This is a genomic window from Nonomuraea insulae (genome assembly GCF_042656245.1).
Genome location: NZ_JBHSPA010000023.1, coordinates 273,558 through 294,231 on the forward strand (window position 1 = coordinate 273,558; position 20,674 = coordinate 294,231).

The window sequence follows — 20,674 nt, forward strand, 5'->3', positions numbered from 1 at the left end:
CCGGGTCAGCCGTAGACGCCGAACTCCCACAACGAGTAGCCGTACGCGGTGCCGCGCCGGGTGAGGTTCAGCCGGACATATCTGGCGGACACGTTCAGGTCGATCTCGTCGAAGCCGCCGTCACCGCTGGTGGTGGTGTGGGCGTTCGCCCAGTCCGTGCCGTTGGCCGAGGTCTGGAGCTGGTAGGACGCGCCGTAGGCGGCCTCCCAGCCGAGCTGGACGTGCCTGATCGCGCTGCTCTGGCCGAGATCCACCTGGATCCACTGCGCGTCGGCCCACTCGCTGGCCCAGCGGGAGGTGAAGCTGCCGTCGGTGGCCCGGCCGGGGGTGAACGGGCCGCCGTCGCCGGTCGCCTGGGAGGTGGAGGCGGTGGTCGGCTTGCCGCGGGCGAGGTTGGTCCCGGCGATGACCGGCGGCACCACGCGGAACGATCGTTGCTCGATGCCGACGTTGCCCTGACCGTCGAAGGCGTAGACGTACACCTTCCACACGCCCATCGTCTCCGGCGCCGTCACCGAGAACGTCCCGGGGCCGGTCTGGGTGAACCGCGCGTTGGTGAGGCCGCGGTTGCCGGTGATGTGCTTGTCGCCGAGCATCAGGTTGTAGCGGATCAGGTCGTTGTCCGGGTCGGACACAGCGGCCTGGACGGTGAACGTCTTACCGGCCGGCACGGCGGTCTGCGAGCCGACCGTCATCGAGGTGATCTCCGGCGGCGTGTTGCCCGTGGCCTGACCGGTGTAGGCGCGCTTGAGCGCGTGGAAGCCGGGCCGGCGCCAGCCTCCGGGCGTGGTGTTGAGCCAGACGCCGCCGAAGTCGTTCTCCAGGCCGTAGTGGAACTCGGTGACGCCGAGCGCCACACCGGCGTGGCCTCTGATGGCGTTCCAGCTCGCGGTGTACATGTCCCGCTTCTGCAGGTCGCCGGGTTCGTCGGGGACGCCGTTGACGTCGTTCGGCACCTCCCACTCGCCGTCGGGGCCGGCCTCGGTGACGATGTACGGCCTGGTGTGGCCGCCGTTGATCCAGTCCTGCCTGATGGTGCCGATGGCGCCGTAGGAGTTGACGGCGAGCAGGTCCAGCGCCGGGGAGTGGGCCTTGTAGTAGGTCCAGGCCTGGGTGTAGGCATCGGTCGAGGTGACCGGGTGGTTCGGGTCGGCGGCGTGGATCGCCGCCGCCACCTCGTTGACGAACCTGGCGTAGGCGACCCGCCGCTGCTCGACCACGTCGGCAGGCAGGCCGTGGTCCTGCATGGTGAGGATGACCTCGTTGCCGACGTCCCACATCAGCACGCCCTGGCGGTTCTTCAGGGCGTTGACGCGGGCGACGATCTCGTTCTTCACACTGGTCTTGTACGCGGTGTCGTTGACGTAGTCGGCGCCCTGGTTCAGCCAGTGCCCGACGACGACCTTGATGCCGTACCGGGCGGCGGTGTCCAGCAGGGCCGGGGTGTGGGTGTCGTCCACGCCCCAGATGCGGATCGTGTTGACCCCCATGGCCTGCAGGTCCCGCATGTAGCCGTCGGCGGCGGCCTGCGGCGGGCCGTAGGTCATCCCCTTGATCAGGTACGGAGCGCCGTTCACCGTCAGCCGCCAGTCGCCTTGGCCACCGGTCACCCTGACGACGCTCGGCCCCACGGGTACGGGCGGGTCGCTCATCGCGGCGGGGACGGAGCCGGTCTGCCTGGAGACCGCGATCCGGTCCACGCTCAGCACGCCGCCGGAGGTCGTGGCGGCGGACGGCGTCGTGACGCCCGCGATCGCGTTCGGCAGGGAGCCGCCGATGGCCAGGTCGAGGCGCAGGTAGAAGCCGTGATGGACGGCGGCCTTCCAGGCGGTGACGCCGACCTGGCTCTCGCGCACGACCCACGTCTGCCTCCCGTCGAGGTAGAAGCGGATCTCCTCGTCGGTCTTGGTCCTGTCGATGACCTGCGCGTACTCGTGATAGTCGCTCTGACAGCCCCCGCAGGTGGCGAAGCCGCTGGTGCGGCCGTTGTACTCGTTGCACACCCCGTCGGGGGCGGTGCCGCAGTGCAGGGTGTTGGCGAGTTGGTCGCGCCCGTTGACGCCCGTCATGATGTCGGTCTCGCCGACGCCCGGCCAGTTGGTGTAGTTGCCCCGGTAGGCGGCGCCGGTCGCGCGGAATCCGGGCCAGTAGCCGAGGGCGCTCGCGACGTCGGGCTGCTTGAGCCGGGCGCTGAACCTGAGCAGCTCGCCCGGTCTCGGCTCGAAGTCGGTGCGCTGGGTCTCGATCCTGCCGGAGGTCCAGCTGCCCGCGCCGTCCTTGATCGCCTTGATGTTCAGGTGGCCCGCGCCGTCGAGGAAGACGTTGGCGGTCGAGGCGGTCATGGTCTCGACCTCGCCGGTGCCCCAGTTCGCGGCCCCGCCCGGGTAGGAGGTGCCGGTGCGCGGGAGCCAGTTCGCGGCCGACGGCGAGGTGCCCGCCGGGCCGGTGAAGTCGTCCTGCCACACCTCGGTCCACGGGTCCCCGGGGGTCTCGCTGGTGCCGTAGATCTGCATTTCCCAGAGGGAGTAGCCGTAGCCGGTGGCGCGGGTGGTGCCGTACATGCGTAGGTAGCGGCCGGTGGCGGTGATGGTGAGGGTTTGGGTGCCGCCGGTTCCTGTGGTGGTGGTGTAGGCGTCGCTCCAGGTGGCGGCGTCGTTGGAGGTCTGGAGTTTGTACGCCTTGGCGTAGGCGTTCTCCCAGGTCAGTACGACCCGGTTGATGGTCGCGGGGGCGCCGAGATCGACCTGCAACCACTGCGGATCGCTGAACGAGCTGGCCCACCGGGTGCCCGTCAGGTCTCCGTCGACCGCCGCCGCCGCACCGTAGGCGGCCCCTTCCGTGGACGAGGCCGTCGCCTGCCTGCCCTGCGAGAGCAGGCTGTCGGCCGCCGCCGGGCCGGGGAAGGCCAGAACGGACACGACCAGGGCCGCCAGAGCGACGATGATCACGCCTAACCGGTACGAGCCGGGACTGCGATTTGGACGCACGACCTCTCCTAGCCACGATGGTGCCTGCCGCGAGCACGGCGGGAGAGCGCTCTCCGTAGAGGAGATTCCTCCCGGTAAGGGACGGCGTCAAGACCCATTTCTTCACCACGGCGAAACTTCCTGCTCACAAGCCCGAAATGCGCTCTCCCGCTTGACAACGGATCGCCCGGGCAGTCACCCTTGCTGGAGAGCGCTCTCCGACAGGCGACCCCCCGTCGGAGGAGAGACCATGCACCCTTCCCGAAGTCCAGCCCGGCTCCACGCGCGGACGGTGCTCACCGCACTGACCGCCACGGTCGCGATGGTCGCGGCCGTCCTGACCGCCGTCGTCCCCGCCGTCGCGGCCGACAGCCTGCTCTCGCAGGGCCGTCCTGCGACCGCCTCCTCCGTCGAGGGCGGAGGTTACAGCGCCGGCGCCGCCGTGGACGGCCTCCAGAGCACTCGCTGGTCGAGCGCCATCGCCGATCCGCAGTGGTTGCAGGTCGATCTCGGCGCCCCCGCGACCATCAACCGGGTCGTACTGACCTGGGAGAACGCCTACGCCAAGGCGTACAAACTCCAGACCTCCAACGACGCCGCCACCTGGAGCGACGCCTACACCACCACCACAGCAACCGGCGGCACCCAAACCCTCACCATCACCGCCACCGGCCGCTACCTACGCATGTACGGCACCACCCGCGCCACCGGCTACGGCTACTCCCTCTGGGAGATGCAGGTCTACGGCACCGGCGGCTCCACGACCACGCCGAGACCCAAGCCGACGTTCACCGACGAGGTGACGCACCACGAGTTCCAGGCCAACTGCTCGTGGACGGCGAACCGGCCCGACGACCCGATCGTCTATCCGGGGCTGCCCGGCGCCTCGCACATGCACACCTTCGTCGGCAACCGGACGACCAACGCGCACAGCACGGGCTCCTCGCTCCTCGGCGGCGGAACCTCGTGCACCAACCCGCATGACCGCTCCGCCTACTGGTTCCCGAGCTTCTACAAGGGCGACCAGCTGATCCAGCCGACCGGCAACCAGGTCATCTACTACAAGTCCGGCATCCTGGAGTACTGGCGCGTGCAGCCCTTCCCCCAGGGCCTGCGCTTCGTCGTCGGCAGCCCGTCCGCGACCCTGGAGCAGTTCCGCGACTCCCCCGGCGCCGTGGAGGGCTTCGAGTGCGGGGACATCTCGCACAGCTGGGACATCCCGCGCTCCTGCGCGTCGGGCACCCAGGTGAACGTGCGCTACCAGTCGCCGAGCTGCTGGGACGGGGTCCATCTGGACAGCACTGACCACAAGAGCCACATGTCCTACCCGGCCGCCGGCTACTGCCCGGCCAGTCACCCGGTGGCGGTGCCGATGCTGGAATTCAAGATCGCCTTCCCCGCCGACGGCGACCTGTCCCAGGCCCGTCTGGCCAGCGGCCGCGGTTACACCTGGCACTACGACTTCTTCAACGCCTGGGACAACCTGGCGATCCTCGACGCGCTAGTGACGCACTGCATCAACGGCGGCCTCCAGTGCGACCCGCGAGGCTACGACCTGTACAAGCCGCACCGCGGCGCCGCCCTCACCCCGAACTTCGAGCTTCCCTGACCCTTGCCAACAGCCCGGAGAGCGCTCTCCAATCTCTGTGCTATAAAAGTCTGATGAGGCAAGCTCCCTCGCCGTCATCGGGCTCATCCATCACCCTGGAAGACGTGGCCCGCGCGGCGGGAGTCTCAAGGGCCACGGTCTCCCGGGTGATCAACGGCATCCGCAACGTCGACCCCGCGATCCAGGAGACCGTCAGACAGGCCATCGCCACCACCGGTTACGTCCCGAACCACGCGGCCCGCTCCCTCGTCACCCGCCGCACAGGAACCGTCGCGCTCGTCGTCTCCGGCGCGGGGGGCGAGGGCGCGGACGCCCCCTTTCCGAGCCAGGTCTTCAACGACCCGTTCTTCGGCCGCGTCGTCGGCGGCATCGTCAGTTTCCTGCGCCCCCGTGGCATCCATCCGATCCTGATGTTCGCCGAGACCGCGGAGATGCACGCCCAGGTCCTCACCCACCTGCGGCACGGCAACGCCGACGGGGCCCTCCTGGTCTCCACCCACGCGGAGGACCCACTCCCCCGGCTCCTCGTTGAGGCCCACGTGCCGGCCGTGCTCTTCGCCAGGCCGGCCGAGCCGATCCCGATCACCTACGTCGACGTCGACCACCGGGCCGGGGCGAGGCTGGCCGCCGACCATCTCGTCGCCCGCGGCCGGCACCGCGTCGCGACGATCTCCGGGCCCCTCGACGTGCCGGCCGGCCAGTCCCGCCTGACCGGCTTCAGGGACGCGATGGCCGTGCACGGTCACCCCTACATCCCCTGCGCCGAGGGCGGCTTCACCCACCACAGCGGCGAGACGGCCATGGAACGCCTGCTGGCCGAGCATCCAGACCTCGACGGTCTGTTCGTCGCCAACGACCTGATGGCCCAGGGGGCCCTGCTCGCGCTGCGGCACCACGGCCGCCGGGTGCCGGAGGACGTGGCCGTGGTCGGCTTCGACGACAGCAGCGCGGCGACCGCCTGCCGCCCTCCGCTCACGACCATCCGTCACCCCGTGGAGGACATGGCCGCCGAGATGGCCCGCTTGTTGCTGGCCCACGTCGAGCAACCGAGACGGCTGCCCTCCTCGGTCATCTTCGACCCCGTCCTCGTCACCCGCGAGTCCGCCTGACCTGCTCACGGCATGGGTCGCTCAGCCCAGAAGCGATCCAGCTGCGCGCAGACGAAGTCCGTGCGCTCCTGGAACACCCAGTGACCACACTCCTCGATGACGCCGCCGCGCGCGTTCGCCGCGATGGCCTTCGCGCTGTCGAAGCAGTGGGATCCGAACGACGATCGGCCGCCCCACGCCATCATCGGCACGGTCAGCTTCTCCACGGTCAGTTCCTTCGTCTGCTCGGCCGCCTGCGGTATGGAACCGTAGAGATTGAGGCTCGCGCGCAGATTGCCAGGCTGACGCATCTGCGTGACGTACGCCTGGATCTCCGATTCCGGCACCGCGGTCGGGTCGTAGGCGAAATCCCGGAAGAAGTGCCTCAGATACTGCTCTTCGCGTCCCTCGACGAGGAACCGGGTGACGTCCATGTTCATGTGCATCGCGAGATGCCAGTACGCCGCACGAGGATCCACATAACCGGGATAGTCGAGGCCGAAGAACGGCGTTTCCATCGTCGAGAGCGACAAGGCGCGCTCCGCCGCCAGATAGGCGAGGGCGACGGAGGCCGGCCCCCCGAGATCATGGCTCAGGATGTGGAAGTGCTCCGTCTTCTCGGCGTCGAGCAGGCCCAGCATGTCGGCCGCGATCGTCCTGGGGTCATATCCGCTGAACGGTTTGTCGCTGTCGGCGAAGCCCCTCAGGTCGGGGGCGATGAAACGGTATCGGTGGCCCAGCCGCTCGATGATGACCCGGTACTCGCGATGCGTCTCCGGCCAGCCGTGCAGGCACAGGACGGTCGGCCCCGACCCGGCGGTGACGTAATGGAGCCGGACCCCGTTGGTCTCGGCGCGCTTGTGTGTCAGTTCCATCAGATCCCCCTGTGCTGACACCTTCCCCGCGCCCGCCCATGCACGGGCAACGATCCCGCCATCGCTGCGCATGGGCCCGGGCCGGGTAATTCATCGGTTCCCTGATGACATTTGCATCTGTTTGCCGATGAACCCCGGGTACAGGCTGGAGCCCTCCCAACCACCCCTGGAGGAACCACCGATGGAGACCTCACCCGCGGTGCGGCTTGAGCACACCTATTCCGCCACGCCGGAGCGCGTCTGGCAGTTGTGGACGACCGCCGAGGGCATCGAGTCCTGGTGGGCGCCCGACGGGTTCACCGTGCAGGTGAGCAAGCTGGACCTGCGTCCCGGCGGCGAGCTCATCTACACCATGACCGCGACGGCGCCGGAGCAGGTGGCGTTCATGGAGGGGGCCGGGCTGCCGTTGAGCACCGAGTCCCGCAAGACGTTCGTCGAGGTGGAAGAGCCGTCCAGGCTCTCCTACAGCTCGCTCGCCGACTTCATCCCCGGTGTGGACCCGTACGACTTCCTGACCGTGGTCGAGATCCGGCCGGAGAGCAGCGGGACCCGGGTCACGATGAGCGCGGACGCGATGCACGACGAGGAGTGGACCGAGAGGCTGGCGGCCGGGCGGGCCAACGAGCTGGCCAACCTCGGCAAAGTGATCGACGCCTGACCATGCCCGAGCTCGTCACGTCGCGCAACGGGTCCGGCGACATGCTCCTGCGGTACGCGGCGTCCGCCGGCTGAGCCCGGCAGGAAGAGAGAGCGCCCATGACTCTGCCGCTCGCCCCGGCCAGGCCCCAGCTGAGGGTCGGTTCCGCCACCAGGCCCGGCCGCCTACCCTGGTCAGCCGGAGCACGTGGACAGGCGGTGGGAAGAGTGGCGGAGTTCTGGCGGTCCGACCGCGTCCTCCGGCTGGCGCCGGTCGCCGCGGTCGCGTGCAGCGCTCTGCTGCCGCTGCTGCAGGTGACGCTGGCGTTCAGCTACCAGGGCAGCGACAGTCGCAACGGGCTGTGGAGCATGGCCGCGACCGCGGCCTACCTCCCGCTGCACCTGCGCCACGTCTGGTACGCCGCGCACGCCGTCCGTCCGCCGGCCGCCCTCTGGACGTTCACGGCGATGGCCGTCATCGTCCTCGGCGTCACACCTCTGGCCGGGAACATGTGGCCGCGGTCGTACGCCGGCCTCGTGGTGTCGGCCCTGCTGGTGCTGCCCGCGCCGTGGTCGTACGTGATCTTCGTGACGCTGACGGCCGTGGCCGCGCCGGCGGCCCTGCTGCTGGACCTGCCGTGGCGGTCGGCGCCGTGGCTGGCGTTCTCGGTGATGTGCGGCGGCGGGGCGCTGCTGCTGCTCGTCTGGCTCGCCGCGGCGCTGACCCGGCTGCAGACGGCCAGGGAGGTGCTGGCCCAGCAGGCGGTCGCGCAGGAGCGGCGCCGCATCGACGACGACCTGCGCCGTACGCTCGGCAGCGCGCTGGAGTCGATCGCGGCCCGCGGCGAGCGCGCCACAGCGGAGCTGGCACGAGGCGCCCCCGCGGAGTCGGCCCGAGGCGTACCCGCGGACCTGGAACGAAGTGCCCCCGCGGGACCGGCACGAGGCGTGCCCGCGGGGCTGGCCGAGGAGCTGAGCGGGCTTGCCGACGACTCCCGGCGCACGCTGGCCGAGGCCAGGCGGCGGGTGCGCGGCTACCGGCAGCCGTCGCTGCGCGCCGAACTGGAGACGGCCGCCACCCTGCTCTCCGCGGCGGGCGTCGAGACCCGCCTGGAGCTGCCCCGCCTGGGCATCCCCGAGACGATCCCACCGCAACCCCGGGCGGCCCTGCGCGCGACGGTCACCCGCCTGCTGCGAGCCGACGGGGCAGGCGCGTGCACGATCACCGTGACCGTCGCGAACGGCCGGGTGCTGCTGAAGGTCCGTGCCGACGACACGACCGAGACGATCGAGGTGCCGGCATGATCCCGCAGATCCCGCCGCCCTGGGTGCTGCGGCATCCGCAACGACCGTTCATCGCGCTGCACATCCCCTTCGCCGCCCAGATTCCGGCCTACGTCTCCATCGGCATGGAAGGTCAGGCCGGCGACCCGGTCGTCGCGATCCTGGCTGCCGCCGCGGGTCTCGCGCTCCAGCTCCGTCACAGCCTGGCCGCGTCCCGGGGCGAACGTCCGGAGGGCTGGCCCTGGAGCCTGACGGCTCTCCTGCTGCTCGCGAACGTGCCCCTGTGGTGGTTCGGCTCGCAATGGGAGAGCCTGAGCATCTTCGCCCTGGCCTCGATCGTCATGCTGCTGCGGGGCCCGGTGATGCCGGTGGCGGCCGCGGCGCAGATCCTGCACGCTCCGCTGATGGAGGTGTCGACCATGTTGCGTGACGGGACCCAGGCGGTCCCGCAGGCACTGCTCCTGGGCATGTACCCGGTGATCGGCTTCATGGTGTTCGCCGGAGCCCTGGTCGCCGGGGCCCGGCTGGTCCTGCTGCTGAACGAGCTGGACGCCACCCGGGCCGAGCTGGCCACCACCGCCGTCGGCGAGGAGCGGATCCGGGTCTCACGCGATCTGCACGACCTGCTCGGCCAGAGCCTGTCGGCGATCTCGCTCAAGGGCGACCTGGCGCTGCGGCTGCTCGCCAAGAACACCGACGCCGCCCGCGCCGAGGTCGAGAGCCTGACCGGGGTGGCCCGCGACGCGCTCAGGGACGTACGCGCGATCACCCGTGACGAGCTGTCCGTGTCGCTGCGTACCGAGATCGACGGGGCCGCGGCCCTGCTCGGCGCCGCCGGGGTCGAGACCCGGCTCGACGTGGCCGGCCTGCCGGCGCTGCCCGGGCCCGCGCACAACGCGCTGGCGTGGGCGATCCGCGAGGGCACCACCAACTTGTTGCGCCACAGCGAGGCCAGGACCTGCGCCATCACCGTCTCCCGCGACGGCGGGACGGTACGGTTGGAGATCGTCAACGACGGCGTGCGCGGTGTCGCGGGCACGGGGTCGGGGCTCGCCGGAGTGGCCGAGCGGGCCCGCGCGGCGTCCGGTTCCTCGGCCGTCGCCGTCCACGACGGCCGTTTCCTGTTGTCGGTCGAGGTTCCCGAGGGGGGCGTGTGATCCGCGTACTGATCGCCGAGGACATGCACATGATCCGCTCGGCCCTCGTCGCGCTGCTGTCGCTGGAGGACGACATGGAGGTCGTCGCCGAGATCGAGCGCGGCGACGAGGTGCTGGCCGCCGCCCTCCGGGTACGCCCGGACGTCGCGGTGCTCGACATCGACATGCCGGGGCTGGACGGCCTGTCGGCCGCCGAGCAGTTGTTCGAGCGGCTGCCCGACTGCCGCACGCTCGTGCTGACCGGGCTCAGCCAGCCCGGCAATCTGCTGCGCGCGCTGAAGGTCCATGTGAAGGGGTTCATCGTCAAGGACGCCCCGGCGCAGACCCTCACCGACGGGATCCGGCGGATCGCCCGCGGCGAGCGGGTGATCGACCCCGAGCTGGTCGCCGCCGCGCTGGAGACCGGCAGCAGCCCGCTCACCGCGAGGGAGACCGAGGTGCTGCGCGTCGCCGCGTCCGGCATCCGCACCGCGCAGATCGCCACCCAGCTGTCGTTGTCGCAGGCCACCGTGCGCAACTACCTGTCGAACGCGATCAGCAAGGTCGGCGCACGCAACCGGATCGACGCGATCCGCATCTCCCGCGACGCGGGCTGGCTCTGACCTCAGAACATCTCCCCAGACGCGGACCCGCTCTGACCTCAGAGTGTCTCCTGCAACGGGAGCTGACTCTGACGTCAGAGCGAGCTGGGGCGCGTCGGGAGAGAGGCCCGGCCTAGGGGACGCCGACACCCCGCAGCAGTGTGTCGACCACCACATCGGCGGCCTGTGCGGCGCTGAGCTCGGACAACTCCTCGGCGGCGTGCAGCATCAGCGGCGGCAGCAGCGTGGCCACCCAGCCGGGCGGCAGGTCCGACCGCAGCAGGCCGTCGTCGGTGGCGCGCCTCAGGAAGAGGCCGACCTCGTCGATCAGCCCCTGGCGACGCTCGCGGATCGTCTCCTCGGCGAGCATCCGGCTCGTCTCCACCGGCCACTTGCGGTTGACCGCGATGATCCCCTCGACGTAGAGGTGCAGCGCGACCGCGACCGGGGCCTCGCGCAACCTCGCGCCGGCGATAGCCTCCTCGACCGCGTCGTACCGCGCCTGGTACACCGCGGCCAGCAGTTCCTCGCGGGAGGCGAAGCGCCGGTAGACCGTGCGGCGGTCCACTCCCGCCGCGGCGGCGATGGCGGCGACGCTCACCGAGGGGTCGTCGGCGAGCAGGCGGGCGCCCGTGCTCAGGACACGTTCCAGGTTGCGTGTCGCGTCTGCTCTCACGCATTCAGCGTACCGGCTACGTGGCGGATAGAGAGACTTCTGCCACAGCGGAATGAAAGAGAATGATGCAAGTGCTACATTGCTGAGGCAGTTAGATCGAGCGGAGGAACGACCGATGGCAAGGACATGGTTGATCACTGGGGCGTCGCGCGGCTTCGGACGCCACCTCACCGAGGCCGTGCTGCGGACGGGCGACCAGGTCGTCGCCACCGCACGACGCCCCGAACACCTGCGTGACCTGGCGGAACGCCACGGCGAACAACTGCGGGCGGTCGCGCTGGACGTCACCGACGCCGCCGCGGCCACCCGCGCGGTGCGGGCGGCCGTCGATGCCTTCGGCGGCCTCGACGTGGTCGTCAACAACGCCGGCTACGCCAACAGCGCGCCGATCGAGGAGATGGCGGAAGACGACTTCCGCGCCCAGATCGAGACCAACCTCTTCGGCGTCGTGAACGTCACCCGGGCCGCGCTGCCCGTCCTGCGCGCCCAGCGGTCGGGGGTCTTCGTGCAGTTCTCCTCCATCGGGGGGCGCGTGGGCGGCACACCGGGGATGGGGGCGTACCAGAGCGCCAAGTTCGCGGTCGAGGGTTTCTCCGAGGTGCTGGCCAGCGAGGTCGCGCCGTTTGGCGTGAAGGTCGTCATCGTCGAGCCGGGCGCGTTCCGTACCGACTGGCAGGGCTCCTCGATGGAGATCCACCCCGTCGGCCCCGACTACGAGGAGACGGTGGGCGCCATCCACCGCTACCGGCGGGAGAGCGACGGCACCCAGCCCGGCGACCCGGCCCGCGCGGCCGAGATCATCATCGACGTGGTCGGCGCCGACGATCCGCCGAGGCGGCTCCTGCTCGGCGGCGACGCCGTCGCCTCCGCCCAGAAGGCCGCGGACATCCGTGCCGCGGAGACCGTCAAGTGGGCCGACGTGAGCCGCTCGGCCGACTACCCCACCGACGAACGATAGGCCCGGATACGCGACCCGGCTCGTCACGTTCACATGGGGCGCGGCGCGGGGTGCAAGGCGACGTCGCCATGCTCGTCCTGCTGGGGCTGCCCCTCGGAGTGCTCCTCGACCGGGCACGCAGCCGCCGCACCGTGATGATGGCGATGGCCCTGTTGTGCGCGGCGGCGGCCGTGTCCGTCTCGGCCGCCGACGGCCTGGGCGGGGTCGGCGGGCCACATGTCGTCGCCGTGCTGATGGCGACGACGGCCCTGGGGGCGCTCGCGCCGATCGGCGTGGAGACATGTCTCCCGGCCGTCGCCGGCCGCGAGCGCCTGGTTCCCGCGAACGTGTTGCTGTACCTGATGCCGGCCGTCCTCTTCCTCGCGCTCGCGCCGCTGTCGTCCCTGCTGGACAGCGACGACGGGAGCCTTCTGATCTTCGCCGGCGCGCTGCTGCTCTGCGCGGCGCTGGGATTCCGCCTGGTACGCGCCGACGAGGAACCGCCGCCGCCCAGGAGCGGGTTCTGGCGGGAGGCGGCGGAGGGGGTCCGCTGCACCGCACGGGAGCCGGCGTTGCGGGCGATCGCCCTGTACCTCGTGATGTCGGAGCTGTTCGCGGAGGTCACCGTCGAGACGGCGACCAAGGCACGAGAGGTGGCGAGCCTGACGGGCGGCCTGTCGGTGGGCGAGATAATGACGTACCCGGCCTACGCCTCGTTCCTCCTGGCGCCCCTGCTGGCCATGCTGCTCCACCGCAGGCTCGGCGCCTTCCGCCTGGCCTGGGTGAGCGTGCTGGTGACCGAGCCGTTCGCCCTGCTCCTCGCACTCACCGGAACGGAGTGGGGGCACCTCTGGTACCTGGCCGGGACCATCGTCCCGCGAACCGGAGCGATCATCGTCTTCATCGCCCTCACGAGCCACCGCCAGGCGATCACCCCCGATCGGCTGCTGGGCCGGGTCAGTGGCCTGCTGCTCGCCGTCGCCACGCTGGCCGGCGCGGCGGGAGACCTCCTGGAGGGGCCCGCCGAATGGCTCGCCGGCTCCAGGCCCGGTCCTCTGACCCTGCTCCCCGGCCTGGCCGTCAGCACGGCCCTCTCCCTGGCGGCCGCCATCCCCCTGGTGCGGGCCCACCGTCGCAACGGGCGGATCAGCGAGTACGTGATTTCCGGCGACAACACTTAGCCCTTGCGCTAAGTGTTGTGCCGGGTTAATACTTAGCCTTATGGCACAGTATTCGGACGTGCTCGACGGCGTGTTCATCGCACTCGCCGACCCGACGAGGCGCGCGGTGGTCCGTCGGCTCGGGCACGGGCCTGCGAGCGTCGGCGACCTCGCCAGGGAGACCCCCATGACCCTGCCCTCGTTCATGAAACACGTACGGATGCTCGAATCGAACGGCCTGATCCGCACGGCGAAGTCCGGCCGGGTGCGCACCTGCGAACTCAACCGGGAGCGGTTCGCGCTCATCGAGGACTGGCTCGCCGACCAGCGCCGCATCTGGACGGACCGCACCGATCGCCTGGAGCGGTTCGTCACCACTCCCGAGGAGGAACAGTGAATCCCGAACTCGATCTCGGCATCGACCGGCTCATCCGCGCCCCCCGCAAGCACGTGTGGGACGCGTGGACCGATCCGGCCAAACTGGCGCAATGGTGGATTCCCGCCCCGACCCACTGCCGCGTCGAGCGCCTCGACGTCCGGCCCGGGGGCGCGTTCGTCACGCGGATGAGCGACGACGGCGACACGTTCGTCCCGCATCTGGACGCGTGCTTCCTCGTGGTGGACGAGTACGAGCGGATCGTGTTCAGCAACGCGATCGACAGCGGATGGCGTCCCGCGAGCCCCGCGCCGATCGCGATGACCGCCGAGGTCGTGCTGCGGGACCACCCGGACGGCACCGACTACCGGATCATCGTGCGCCACGGCGACCCGGCCGCCCGCGCCCTGCACGCCGAGCTGGGCTTCGCCGAGGGCTGGGGCACCACCACCGACCAGCTCACCCGGCTGGCCGAACGATGAAGGTCGTCGTCATGGAGTTCGTCACCCTCGACGGCGTGAGCCAGGGCCCGGGTTCGGCCGCCGAGGACACGAGCGACGGTTTCACCAGGGGCGGCTGGCTCGTGCCGCACATGGACGAGACCTTCGTCCGACGCACGTCGGAATGGCTCGACCACGCCGACGGCCTGCTGTTCGGCCGGCGGACGTACACCGCGTTCGCCCGCGACTGGCCGGCGATCACCGACCCTGACGACCCGTACACCGAGCGGATGAACTCCCTGCCGAAATACGTCGTGTCGAACACGATCGAGACGGGAACCTGGGCGCCGACCACGGTGCTGCGCGGCGACCCCGCGCGGACGGTCGGCGAGCTGAAGCAGCGGCCGGGACGCGAGTTGCAGGTCCACGGCAGCGCCCGCCTCGGCAGCGCGCTGCTGTCGATGGGGCTCGTCGACACGCTCCGGCTCGTCGTGGCGCCCGCCGTCCTCGGCTCCGGCCGCCGCCTGCTCACCCACCCCGCGACGGCGACCGGCCTGCGGCTCGTCCGGCACGAGGCCACGACGCGCGGCCTGCTCCTCCTCGAGTACGAGGTCACCGGCGCCGCGACCGTCGGCGACTACGAAGGCGTCACGAACCTCCGGTAGGCGCGGCCGGGAGCGGGCTCCAGGTGACGGGAACGTCGCGCATGACGAGCGCGCAGTCCGGCGTCGCGCTCCCCCGCGGCAAACCGTCGAAGAACGACGACCGCGCGGAGACGATTCGGCAGGCGTCCAGCCGCCAGGAGCGCGTGTGCAACTCCATACCCTGCAGCCTTCCCGCGGCCGTGGGCGAGAAGCCCTTGGCGCCGCGCTCGAAGAAGCTCGACGCCTGTCGCAGATCGTCGAACAGCTCGCTGCCCCGCAGCTCGGGGGCCACCTCGACGGTCACGTCCACGCGGGTGCCGCCACGGCGGGTGGCGTAGGCGACGTGCAACTCGCCGGGCGTCTCGCGGACCTCGAAGTCGGCCCGGCCGTGCTCGCCGGGAAAGAGTCGCCCGCCGGCCCAGGTGGTGAGCAGCGAGGCGGTGTCGCGGCGCGGGATGTAGACGCCGCTCTCGACTCCGCCCGGGCCGTCCCACTCGACGGCGATGCGATGGGCGGCGTTCTCGCTGCGCATGCCCAGGGCCTTCGGCGCCCAGCCCGGCCGCACGTCCCCCAGGCGCAGCAAGCAGATGCCCGCGACGGCATGACCGCGGACGAGCTGCGGACGGAGCCCGCCGGGCAGCAGCCGGGCGGCGATGTCCGGCGCCAGCCGGTAGTTCACCAGGAGGCGCCGCTCGACGACGCTGGACAGGCGGGGTTGCCTCACGCTTCCTCGCCTTCCGGCGTGTGGCGCCACTTGGTGTGGCGCAGGACGATCTGTTCGGGGCACACGGCGCTGAGGAATCGGCCGACGCAGGTGGCCAGGCGCTCTTCGGCGAGTGTGTACAGGATGCGGTTGCCGTCACGGCGCTCGGTGACCAGGCCCGCGCCCTTGAGGACGCCGAGGTGGCGGGAGATGGATGGCCCGCTGATGGAGAACCGGCTCGTGATCTGCCCTGCCGAGAGCTCACCGTCACGCAGGTCTTCGAGGATCTGGCGGCGGGTGGGATCGGCGAGCGCCCGGAAGACACCGGCCTCGTCCGTGAGGTCCGTCATGGGTCGAACCATAGCACGATAGCTAAATAGCTATCTTGCTAAATACCTGCCGATCAGTGATCATACCGTTGGTCGCACCAGTCGGCACGGGGGTAGAAATGGTGAACAGGACATCATCGCGGGCTCGCTTCTGGTTCGGCGCGACTGCCGGTTTAGTGGCCGTCACCGCGACCCTCCTCGCCCTCACCGTCGGAAACTGGGGCGCGCTCCTCATCTACGTCATCTTCGGCCTGGCCTCCGCGATGGAGCACCCGTGGCTGCTGGTGGGCGGCCTGCCGGCCGTCTTCGTCGCGAGCATCATCGCCTCCGTCAGGCTCGCGGACTCGGCGGAACCGTGCCGGCGGGGGCTGGGGATCGCCCTCACCACCGGATGGGCGACGGTGGTGATCGGTGTTCCCGCCTACCTGGTGGTGTCCCTCGTCTCGGCCTGATCGCCGCCTCGACAAACGCGGAACCGCATATGTCAGGAGATCGTCGTACTGATCATGGTGGAGAACTGGATCGAGCGTCCCGAGCTGGAGCAGTTGGTCGCGGCGCTCATCAACGGTGAGAGCGGTGTGGTCGCGCTCGTCCCCGAGATCGACGGGGCCGCGGGGTTCGGCACGACCGCGCTGGCCGCCGCCGCCTGCGCCGACCGGCGGGTGGTGGACCGCTTCCACAAGGGCGTCGCGTGGCTCACGGTGGGCGGCGACCGGCCGGAGCGACTCACAGGGCTCCTGACGGAGCGGATCATGGAGCTCGGCGACGAGCCGGACACCGAGACGATGCCCGGCCGGGACGAGATGCTCGCCACCGTGACCGCCCCGGGCGACGGGCTGCTCGTCCTGGACGGCCTGACCAGCCCCCGGCTGGTGCTCGCCGCGGCGTGGTCGGCCCCGTACGCGACGGTGCTGGTCACCACCCGCACCGCGGCCATCCTGCCTGATCACGCCACGCTCATCCGCGTGCCGTCGCCGGCGGAGGGCTGGCCCGCGCTGCTCACCCTGGCCGGCGCCATGAACACGACCCCGCCCGCGCACGACGTGACCGACGCCGCCTCCGTAGCGGCGGCCGCCCACCGCCTGCTCGCCGAAGGGCTGCCCCGCCTCGGGCTGCCCCAGAGCGTCGAGCGGCTGATGGAGCTCGCGGTGTTCGCCGGCGAAGGGACGATCCCGAAGGGCCTGGCGCAGCGGCTCTGGCACGAGAGCGCGAGCCTGTCCGGGGTCGACACCGAGCTGACGCTGGCGGGGCTGAGCGTGTTCGGCCTGCTCTCCACGCCCCCTGACCGGCCGGTCATTATCCTGCCCGACCTGGTCAGGCGGTTCGCTCGCGGCAGACTCACCGGGGAGAGCCTGGCCACCGCCAACCACCACCTGCTGGGCGCGCTCGGCGGCGGCCCGGACACCGACTCCTCCCCTGAGGACAGGGACTACATGCTCGGCCACCTGCCCGGCCATCTGACGAGCGCGGGCCAGGACGTGGCCGACCTCGTGTGCTCCGGCTGGTGGATCTCCGCCAAACTGGCGGTGTACGGCCTCCAGGAGGTCGAGAAGGACCTGGCGCTGGCGGGCACCGGCCTGGCCGGACGGTTGCGGCACGCTCTCGCGCAGAACACCCACCTGCTGACGTCACTCGACCAGATCGACGTGCTGGCGGCCAGGCTGCACGGCTTCCCCGCGGTGGCCGCGGACATCAGGGAGCAGTTGCGGGAGCGCGGCACCGCCTGGCTGGAGTGCCTGTGGACGCCGCCGGACCTGCCCCACCCTTCGCTGCGGCGTACGCTGCCCATGGCGTCGGGAAAGGCCAGGGCGGTGGCGATCAGCCCGGACGGGTGGCTGGTCACGGCCGACGACAGCCATACGGCCCGGATCTGGAACCCCGACGGCACCGTCCGCGCGACGCTGAACGGCCACACGGGCATGATCAACACAGTGGCCGTGGCACCCGACGGCGGCCTGCTGGCCACGGGGGGCGACGACGGCACCGTCTGCCTCTGGAGTCCTGACGGCACCAGGACGGCGGTGCTGACCGGAGCGGGGACGTCCGGCGTCGTGGAGCGTGTGGCGATCGCCCCGGACGGGACCTGGGTGGCCGCGGCCACCTCCACCGGGATCATGACGTGGTCGCGCGACGGCACCGCGCTCTGGAGCGCGAAGGTCGACCTGCGGGTCATCCCCACCCTGGCCATCGGCTCCGAGAGCTCCTGGGTGGCGGTCACCGACGACGCCGGCGGCGTGTCCGTGTGGAGCCGCGACGGCCTGCCCCGCGGCCGGATCGACGACCCCGGCAACGAGGCGAACTCCGTCACCGCCCACCCCTCCCAGGACCTGCTGGTGGTCCAGCACGACGATGATCTGCGGCTGTGGAGCCCGGAGGGCCGCCTGCTGCGCACGGTGCCCGACTCCGAGGAGCTGTATGAGTTCACCGGGCCGATGGCGGTGACGCCGGACGGCTCCGCGCTCGCCGGCAGCAGGTTCCTGGGCGACGGTCTCCAGGTCGTCTCACTCCCCGGGGGCCAGGTCTCCTACCGCTCCGCGCACCTGGGCGAGGTCCGGGACGTGGCCGTCAGCGGGGACGGCGCCTGGCTCGCCACCGCGGGCGCCGACGGCACGGTCAAGCTCTGGGACCTGGTGGAGGGCCTGCCCCTGCCCGACGAGCACATGCGTTCGCGCAGCATGCACAAGGTCCGTGCGGCCAGGAGCGGCGACTGGCTGGTCACGGGAGAGGACGGGCTCTCCCTGTGGGACGGGGACGGCGGCGCGCTCGACACACATCACGACGACGAGCTCTTCTACGGCCTGGCGATCTCTCCTGACGAGACCTGGCTGGCGGCCACGGACTTCGACGGCAGGCTCTGGCTCATGAACCGCGACGGCACGGTGCGGACGACCGTGCAGGCCCACCCGCGCGCCACCGACGTGGTGGCGATCTCGCCCACCGGTGACTGGCTGGCCACCTGCGGGGACGAGGACGGGGTCAGGCTCTGGCGGCCCGACGGCGCGCCCTTGGGCGTCCTGACCACGGATCCGGTCAGGAGCCTGGCCATCGACCCCGGCGGGCGGTGGGTGGCCGCGGCCGGCAAGGACCAGGTGTCGCTGTGGGACGTCGGCGACCGGCGGCGGAGGTGGACCCGGCCGCTGGACAACGTGACCGCCGTGACCGTCTCGCCCACCGGCGACTGGCTGGCCGCCGCCACCTCGACCGGCGACGTCCAGCTCCTGGACATGAACGGCGATCCGAAGGGGCTGCTGGTCGGGCCGCTCGAATACCTGACGGGGCTCGACGTCGGCCCGTTCGGCTGGTGGCTGGCGACCGTCTCCCTGGAGGGCGAGGTGCGGGTGTGGGACGTCGCCGAGCAGGTGGTAATGACCGCGATGAAGCTGGACAGCCCGCTGCGGGACTGCGTATGGGCGCCCGGTGGCAGCCGGCTCTACGTCACGGGTGATCGGGGGTTCCACGGGTTCAAGCTGCACCAGCGCTGAGGGCTCATTTCCCTCGCCAGGGGGATGAGCCCTGCTCGCGACAGGTGTGATCCTCGAAGGCGTCATTCCGTTGACGTCGTTCGAGGAGAGTTGCCATGGCCGTTCACCTGCATGGCCGGACCGCGCCAGGCGTACCCCGCTGGGCCGTGCTGGCCGCCTATGCCATCCCGCTGGCCGTGCTGCCCTCCGGCCTGTGGCGCATCGCCGGGCTCGTCTTTGATGTGCCGCTGCTGGAGTTCGGCCCCGCACCGACCGGCGGTCATGAAGGGCTGGCCGGCGGGTGGTGGTACATCATGCTGCTCAGCGTGGTGAGCGAGGCGGCCGCCCTCCTCGCGGTCGGACTGGTCAGCGAGTGGGGTGAGGTGTGGCCGGGCTGGGTGCCGGTCCTGCGCGGGCGCCGGGTGCCGGTCATGGCCGCGGTCATCCCCGCCGGCCTCGGCGCGCTCGCGCTGCTGATCTTCCCGTACGCGATGGTCATGATCAGCTTCGGCGTGAAGCTCGACGGCAGCCCCACCGGGTTGGTCACGCACGGCTGGCAGACGGTGATCTTCCACGTCATGTACTGGCCGCTGGCCGCCTGGAGCCCCCTGCTCGCCCTGCTGACCGTGCACTACTACCGCCGCCGCACGGTGCGCTACGGTGCGGCAGGTGCTGATGACATCCCAGATCATTAAGCTTGCCATCGTCGTACCGAACCCGCGCAGTCCCCTCGCTCCTGTCACAACGTGCCGAGCTGTCTTGTCCTGAGGGGGAGTAACCACCGACGACGGCAAGGAGCGCATCTTGGGCGCCTTCCTCCACACGGTGGCGGTATCGGCCGGCTGCGTCCTGGCCCTCGCCCCGGCCCTGCTGCCCTCCGCGCGTGCCGCCAGGAGGTGGCCGCACGTCGTCATGGCGCTCGGCATGGCGGCCGGGCATCTGGGCGGCGTGTTCCTGCCCGTCGCGGTGCTCGCGCTGCTGACCGCCGGCTGGCTGTGCGGCTCCCCCTCCCGCCGCGCGGAGACCGCTCATCACATCCAGGACTTCGTGGTCATGCCCATCCTGCTGGTGCTGACGGCGGCCGGCGGGACCGCTCTGCCCGGGCACCAGCACGGGGGCGGGTCGCCGGCCGCCGTGGCCCTGGTCATCGGGCTGGCCTGGACCTTCGCCCGGCTCATCCGCGTCCTGCCCGAGCGGGACGCGGATCGAAGGACGCGCAACCAGGAGGCGTGCTCGGCCGGGATGGCGGCCAGCATGGCCTTCATGGCCGCGCTGGCCCTCTGACGTTCGTCTCCGTTCCCGGCTCCGCGGAGCCGGGAACGGAGGAAGCCGCTCAGGCGGGGACCTCGACGGCCGTGTCCAGCTCTTCGGCGGACCGGACGGCCGGCCGGCGCAGGACCACGAGCCCCACGACGAACGCCGCGGTGAGCAGCCCGGCCGAGATGCCGAACGCCAGGTGGTAGCCCTCGGTCAGCGCCTGCGCCCGGCCCTGTCCGGCGGCCAGCAGACCCTCGGTACGGGAGGCGGCCATCGTGGACAGCACCGCCACGCCGATCGCCATGCCCACCTGCTGCGTGGTGTTGAACAGGCCGGAGGCCAGGCCGGCGTCGCTCTCCTTGGCGCCGGACATGCCCAGCGTGGCCAGCGCCGGTATCACGAACCCGCCTCCCCAGATCAGCAACATCACCGGAAGCAGGTGGGTCACGTAGCCGGCGTCCACCGGGATCCGGGTGAGCAGGAGCATGGCGGCGA

General features: G+C 71.0%; 20 protein-coding genes and 1 pseudogene. 15 read left to right on the plus strand and 6 right to left on the minus strand.

Features of this window, described 5'->3' with window-relative positions; translation table 11 throughout:
- Positions 1 to 5: 5 nt before the first annotated feature.
- Positions 6 to 2,948 (minus strand): discoidin domain-containing protein, encoded by a 2,943-nt coding sequence (locus tag ACFPZ3_RS18935; RefSeq protein WP_379515454.1) that lies wholly within the window; start codon positions 2,946 to 2,948, stop codon positions 6 to 8.
- A 268-nt stretch (positions 2,949 to 3,216) separates the two neighbouring features.
- Between ACFPZ3_RS18935 and ACFPZ3_RS18940 the strand changes: the two genes are divergently transcribed.
- Both ACFPZ3_RS18940 and ACFPZ3_RS18945 read left to right on the plus strand, forming a co-directional pair.
- Positions 3,217 to 4,575 (plus strand): DUF1996 domain-containing protein, encoded by a 1,359-nt coding sequence (locus ACFPZ3_RS18940; protein ID WP_379515455.1) that lies wholly within the window; start codon positions 3,217 to 3,219, stop codon positions 4,573 to 4,575.
- A 53-nt stretch (positions 4,576 to 4,628) separates the two neighbouring features.
- On the plus strand, positions 4,629 to 5,684 hold the full coding sequence (locus ACFPZ3_RS18945) for a LacI family DNA-binding transcriptional regulator (RefSeq protein ID WP_379515456.1): 1,056 nt from the start codon (positions 4,629 to 4,631) through the stop codon (positions 5,682 to 5,684).
- A 5-nt stretch (positions 5,685 to 5,689) separates the two neighbouring features.
- On the opposite strand, the gene ACFPZ3_RS18950 is transcribed toward ACFPZ3_RS18945, so the two are convergent.
- Positions 5,690 to 6,610, minus strand: coding sequence for an alpha/beta fold hydrolase (locus tag ACFPZ3_RS18950; RefSeq protein ID WP_379515457.1), 921 nt, complete (start codon positions 6,608 to 6,610; stop codon positions 5,690 to 5,692).
- Between the two features lie 109 nt (positions 6,611 to 6,719).
- Here ACFPZ3_RS18950 and ACFPZ3_RS18955 point away from each other — a divergent pair, with 109 nt between their 5' ends.
- From ACFPZ3_RS18955 to ACFPZ3_RS18970, 4 genes are all read left to right on the plus strand, one after another.
- Positions 6,720 to 7,196 carry an SRPBCC family protein gene (locus ACFPZ3_RS18955; RefSeq protein ID WP_379515458.1) on the plus strand — a complete coding sequence of 159 codons (477 nt, stop codon included), beginning with the start codon at positions 6,720 to 6,722 and terminating at the stop codon, positions 7,194 to 7,196.
- Between the two features lie 197 nt (positions 7,197 to 7,393).
- Positions 7,394 to 8,479: a hypothetical protein gene (locus tag ACFPZ3_RS18960; RefSeq protein WP_379515459.1), complete on the plus strand. Its 1,086-nt coding sequence runs from the start codon at positions 7,394 to 7,396 to the stop codon at positions 8,477 to 8,479.
- On the plus strand, positions 8,476 to 9,615 hold the full coding sequence (locus ACFPZ3_RS18965; protein WP_379515460.1) for a sensor histidine kinase: 1,140 nt from the start codon (positions 8,476 to 8,478) through the stop codon (positions 9,613 to 9,615). The genes ACFPZ3_RS18960 and ACFPZ3_RS18965 overlap by 4 nt, the downstream gene beginning before the upstream one ends.
- On the plus strand, positions 9,612 to 10,217 hold the full coding sequence (locus ACFPZ3_RS18970; protein ID WP_379515461.1) for a response regulator transcription factor: 606 nt from the start codon (positions 9,612 to 9,614) through the stop codon (positions 10,215 to 10,217). The genes ACFPZ3_RS18965 and ACFPZ3_RS18970 overlap by 4 nt, the downstream gene beginning before the upstream one ends.
- 112 nt (positions 10,218 to 10,329) lie before the next feature.
- On the opposite strand, the gene ACFPZ3_RS18975 is transcribed toward ACFPZ3_RS18970, so the two are convergent.
- Positions 10,330 to 10,872 carry a TetR/AcrR family transcriptional regulator gene (locus tag ACFPZ3_RS18975; RefSeq protein ID WP_379515462.1) on the minus strand — a complete coding sequence of 181 codons (543 nt, stop codon included), beginning with the start codon at positions 10,870 to 10,872 and terminating at the stop codon, positions 10,330 to 10,332.
- Between the two features lie 115 nt (positions 10,873 to 10,987).
- Between ACFPZ3_RS18975 and ACFPZ3_RS18980 the strand changes: the two genes are divergently transcribed.
- The 5 genes from ACFPZ3_RS18980 to ACFPZ3_RS19000 all read left to right on the plus strand — a co-directional run bounded on the left by ACFPZ3_RS18980 (position 10,988) and on the right by ACFPZ3_RS19000 (position 14,450).
- Positions 10,988 to 11,830 (plus strand): oxidoreductase, encoded by an 843-nt coding sequence (locus ACFPZ3_RS18980; RefSeq protein ID WP_379515463.1) that lies wholly within the window; start codon positions 10,988 to 10,990, stop codon positions 11,828 to 11,830.
- Between the two features lie 68 nt (positions 11,831 to 11,898).
- Positions 11,899 to 12,990 (plus strand): MFS transporter, encoded by a 1,092-nt coding sequence (locus ACFPZ3_RS18985; RefSeq protein ID WP_379515464.1) that lies wholly within the window; start codon positions 11,899 to 11,901, stop codon positions 12,988 to 12,990.
- 40 nt (positions 12,991 to 13,030) lie between these two features.
- On the plus strand, positions 13,031 to 13,366 hold the full coding sequence (locus tag ACFPZ3_RS18990) for an ArsR/SmtB family transcription factor (RefSeq protein ID WP_379515465.1): 336 nt from the start codon (positions 13,031 to 13,033) through the stop codon (positions 13,364 to 13,366).
- Positions 13,363 to 13,827, plus strand: coding sequence for an SRPBCC domain-containing protein (locus ACFPZ3_RS18995; protein ID WP_379515466.1), 465 nt, complete (start codon positions 13,363 to 13,365; stop codon positions 13,825 to 13,827). Before ACFPZ3_RS18990 ends, ACFPZ3_RS18995 begins: the two co-directional genes overlap by 4 nt.
- A gap of 11 nt (positions 13,828 to 13,838) precedes the next feature.
- Positions 13,839 to 14,450, plus strand: a complete 612-nt coding sequence (locus ACFPZ3_RS19000; protein ID WP_379515467.1) for a dihydrofolate reductase family protein — start codon at positions 13,839 to 13,841, stop codon at positions 14,448 to 14,450.
- Here ACFPZ3_RS19000 and ACFPZ3_RS19005 read toward each other — a convergent pair.
- Together ACFPZ3_RS19005 and ACFPZ3_RS19010 are read right to left on the minus strand one after the other, a co-directional pair.
- The gene (locus ACFPZ3_RS19005) at positions 14,434 to 15,153 is read right to left on the minus strand and encodes a DUF2071 domain-containing protein (protein WP_379515468.1); all 720 of its coding nucleotides are present in this window, start codon (positions 15,151 to 15,153) and stop codon (positions 14,434 to 14,436) included. The two genes, ACFPZ3_RS19000 and ACFPZ3_RS19005, sit on opposite strands and share 17 nt — an antisense overlap.
- Positions 15,150 to 15,482 carry a metalloregulator ArsR/SmtB family transcription factor gene (locus tag ACFPZ3_RS19010; RefSeq protein WP_379515469.1) on the minus strand — a complete coding sequence of 111 codons (333 nt, stop codon included), beginning with the start codon at positions 15,480 to 15,482 and terminating at the stop codon, positions 15,150 to 15,152. The genes ACFPZ3_RS19005 and ACFPZ3_RS19010 overlap by 4 nt, the downstream gene beginning before the upstream one ends.
- A gap of 155 nt (positions 15,483 to 15,637) precedes the next feature.
- On the opposite strand from ACFPZ3_RS19010, the gene ACFPZ3_RS19015 reads away from it, so the two are divergent.
- The 4 genes from ACFPZ3_RS19015 to ACFPZ3_RS19030 all read left to right on the plus strand — a co-directional run bounded on the left by ACFPZ3_RS19015 (position 15,638) and on the right by ACFPZ3_RS19030 (position 20,206).
- Positions 15,638 to 15,913 (plus strand): hypothetical protein, encoded by a 276-nt coding sequence (locus ACFPZ3_RS19015; RefSeq protein WP_379515470.1) that lies wholly within the window; start codon positions 15,638 to 15,640, stop codon positions 15,911 to 15,913.
- Positions 15,914 to 15,967: 54 nt separating this feature from the next.
- Entirely contained in the window at positions 15,968 to 18,943 is a 2,976-nt protein-coding gene (locus tag ACFPZ3_RS19020; RefSeq protein WP_379515471.1) for a WD40 repeat domain-containing protein, read from the plus strand.
- 95 nt (positions 18,944 to 19,038) lie between these two features.
- Positions 19,039 to 19,617: a hypothetical protein gene (locus tag ACFPZ3_RS19025; RefSeq protein WP_379515472.1), complete on the plus strand. Its 579-nt coding sequence runs from the start codon at positions 19,039 to 19,041 to the stop codon at positions 19,615 to 19,617.
- 109 nt (positions 19,618 to 19,726) lie between these two features.
- The gene (locus ACFPZ3_RS19030; protein ID WP_379515473.1) at positions 19,727 to 20,206 is read left to right on the plus strand and encodes a hypothetical protein; all 480 of its coding nucleotides are present in this window, start codon (positions 19,727 to 19,729) and stop codon (positions 20,204 to 20,206) included.
- Positions 20,207 to 20,255: 49 nt separating this feature from the next.
- On the opposite strand, the pseudogene ACFPZ3_RS19035 reads toward ACFPZ3_RS19030, so the two are convergent.
- Positions 20,256 to 20,674 (minus strand): annotated as a pseudogene (locus tag ACFPZ3_RS19035) (MFS transporter); the annotation flags it as partial.

Excerpts from the sequence above, each read along its gene's own strand:
- ACFPZ3_RS19025 (WP_379515472.1), top strand. The coding sequence starts at position 19,039 with ATGGCCGTTCACCTGCATGGCCGGACCGCGCCAGGCGTACCCCGCTGG.
- ACFPZ3_RS18940 (WP_379515455.1), top strand. The coding sequence starts at position 3,217 with ATGCACCCTTCCCGAAGTCCAGCCCGGCTCCACGCGCGGACGGTGCTC.
- ACFPZ3_RS19020 (WP_379515471.1), top strand. The coding sequence starts at position 15,968 with ATGGTGGAGAACTGGATCGAGCGTCCCGAGCTGGAGCAGTTGGTCGCG.
- ACFPZ3_RS18945 (WP_379515456.1), top strand. The coding sequence starts at position 4,629 with ATGAGGCAAGCTCCCTCGCCGTCATCGGGCTCATCCATCACCCTGGAA.
- ACFPZ3_RS19010 (WP_379515469.1), bottom strand. The coding sequence starts at position 15,482 with ATGACGGACCTCACGGACGAGGCCGGTGTCTTCCGGGCGCTCGCCGAT.
- ACFPZ3_RS18990 (WP_379515465.1), top strand. The coding sequence starts at position 13,031 with ATGGCACAGTATTCGGACGTGCTCGACGGCGTGTTCATCGCACTCGCC.
- ACFPZ3_RS18955 (WP_379515458.1), top strand. The coding sequence starts at position 6,720 with ATGGAGACCTCACCCGCGGTGCGGCTTGAGCACACCTATTCCGCCACG.
- ACFPZ3_RS18980 (WP_379515463.1), top strand. The coding sequence starts at position 10,988 with ATGGCAAGGACATGGTTGATCACTGGGGCGTCGCGCGGCTTCGGACGC.
- ACFPZ3_RS19000 (WP_379515467.1), top strand. The coding sequence starts at position 13,839 with ATGGAGTTCGTCACCCTCGACGGCGTGAGCCAGGGCCCGGGTTCGGCC.
- ACFPZ3_RS18965 (WP_379515460.1), top strand. The coding sequence starts at position 8,476 with ATGATCCCGCAGATCCCGCCGCCCTGGGTGCTGCGGCATCCGCAACGA.
- ACFPZ3_RS18950 (WP_379515457.1), bottom strand. The coding sequence starts at position 6,610 with ATGCGCAGCGATGGCGGGATCGTTGCCCGTGCATGGGCGGGCGCGGGG.
- ACFPZ3_RS18985 (WP_379515464.1), top strand. The coding sequence starts at position 11,899 with ATGCTCGTCCTGCTGGGGCTGCCCCTCGGAGTGCTCCTCGACCGGGCA.